This window comes from Mesorhizobium sp. M1A.F.Ca.IN.020.03.2.1, from assembly GCF_004023205.1.
In the GTDB taxonomy this organism is placed as follows: Bacteria; Pseudomonadota; Alphaproteobacteria; order Rhizobiales; family Rhizobiaceae; genus Mesorhizobium.
In genome coordinates this window covers 1-2,035 of record NZ_RZSV01000425.1, presented here as the reverse complement: position 1 = coordinate 2,035, position 2,035 = coordinate 1, and the positions used below count along the sequence as shown (strand labels likewise).

Genomic DNA, 2,035 nt, shown 5'->3' with positions numbered 1-2,035 from the left:
CCCTGCCGCCCCCGCCCGCCGACCCGCCTTGCGAACCGGCGCCCAATCCGGCGCCCACGCCGATGCCGCCGACCTTGCCGCCCACGCCGACGTCAAGCGCCGAGGCAGGCCCGATCGGGATGGCGATCGCCAGCGCGGCTGCTAGGTATTTTTTCATGGCCAGACCTTTGTTCCAAGGCCAACCTTGTGTGGCTCCTCATCGAGCGTTCCGCTCGACAGCGGTCTGCGAAGCCTTCGTCGCGCGAATGCGTGCCGAGCGATGGCGACTTCTCGCCCTGCCAGGCATCGGCCTCGGCGGTGACCGGCGCGGCTGGAGGCCGCTCGAAAGACGAATGATAGAAAAGCGGTCTCGGCAACGCCAAGCACTGAAAAAGGCTTAGGACTTCTCCTTTCAACTTAGCTGTCGACAGCAGGGCAAGTTTGAGCTCGCCTACGCGCTGCTAACGGGTAACTTTCAAATTAGTTTCAACTAAAAAGCAACAGAACAAGGACACCACCGTGCCAGTGCCGGTTGCTGATGCCGACGCCGGGCTCTCGTCGAAATGGCCGTCTCGGCTTCGCCGGGCCAATTCTCTCCCACTTCCTGGCGTGCGCGGGCCTGGAGGCTTGAGAGTCGCCCAGGGCGGCAAGGCGCCCGCGCTACCGGCTCGAAGCCGCAACGCTCGTCGCGCTGGCCGACAAGGACGCGGTGCTGGTCGGCCAGGCCCACCTGTTGCGATCGATGGTCGAGGGTGCGGCCGGCGATGCGATCCTGGCCAACAAGCGCGAGATCGAGATCGGCATCGCCGCATCAGCGCCACATTGCGCGACAGGCAATCGTTCCTGCTGTGAGGGCCGGCTAGGCCTTGACGCCGGAGCGCCTCACGCCTTTTTGCCTGGTGAGGCGCTCGAGCGCATCGACGATAAGGTCGCAGAATTTCGTATGGTCGAGCTTCATCGCCACGGTGTGGCGGAAATCGACCTGCTCGCTCGCCGTGCCGCCGAAATGGCGCATGCCGCCCAGCTTCTCGAAATTGCAGACCGTCATGCCCTTGGTCCAGCGTCCGGCAAGCTCGACGCGGATGTCGGCCTTCTCGGTGGTGAAGACGCCTGCATCGATCATCGCCGCCACACAGCAGGCGTCATGAACGGCGGGATAGGCTATCTGCAGCAGGCCGCCATGCGTGGTCGCGATGAACTCCCAGATATCGAGAATGAATTTGGCGATCGGGCCGCCGACAGCGCGCACCCTGTCCTGCAGGTCGGGGGTGGCCAAGGCCTGGTGCGTGAGGTCAAGCCCCACCATGGTGACGTCCCAAGCGGCGCGGAACACCACGTCTGCGGCCTCCGGGTCGGCATAGACGTTGAACTCGGCCGCCGGCGTGATGTTGCCGCGCGTGAAACTTCCGCCCATCGCGACGACCCGCTTCACCCGCTCGACGATGCGCGGCTCCTTGCGCACGGCTAGAGCGATGTTGGTGTAGGGCCCGACCGGCACCAGCGTGACGGTTTTCGGCTCATGCGCCATGACCGTCTCGATGATGAAGTCGACGGCATGGCGCTTGTCGAGCTCGAACGAGGCGGGCGGCAGCTCCGGGCCATCGAGCCCGGTCTCGCCGTGGATCTCGACGGCCAGCACCTGGTCGATGATCAGCGGGCCGGGAGAGCCTTTCGCCACCGGCACCTTTATGCCGTAGGCCGTGCATACGGAGAGCGCATTGCGCGTGGTGTTCTCGACATTGTGGTTGCCCGAAACCGTGGTGATGCCGAGAAGGTCGATGTTCGGGTTGCCGGCCGCAAGCAGGATGGCGATGGCATCGTCGTGCCCCGGATCGCAGTCGAGGATGATCTTTTCCATGGGGGTCGCCTCTCCCTGGCCTGCGGCGATTACAGACCGGGGCCTCTGGTGACGTCAAGGTTGCCATCCGGCCGAAGCGCGATCACCACACCTGACGCTCGTGCCGCCCCGCCCATAATGCCGCCCTCAGCGCGCCTGCTGCTGCACGAGCCAGACATCGTCGTGCTGGACGAGGCGACCTCGGCGCTGGACGAGAAG

Annotated in this window: 1 protein-coding gene; it reads right to left on the bottom strand. The window is 65.1% G+C overall.

What is annotated here, in order from left to right; all coding sequences use genetic code 11:
- Nucleotides 1-838: 838 nt before the first annotated feature.
- Complete coding sequence (locus tag EOA79_RS31655; protein WP_127335641.1) at nt 839-1,837, bottom strand: nucleoside hydrolase; 999 nt, start codon at nt 1,835-1,837, stop codon at nt 839-841.
- Nucleotides 1,838-2,035: the final 198 nt, after the last annotated feature.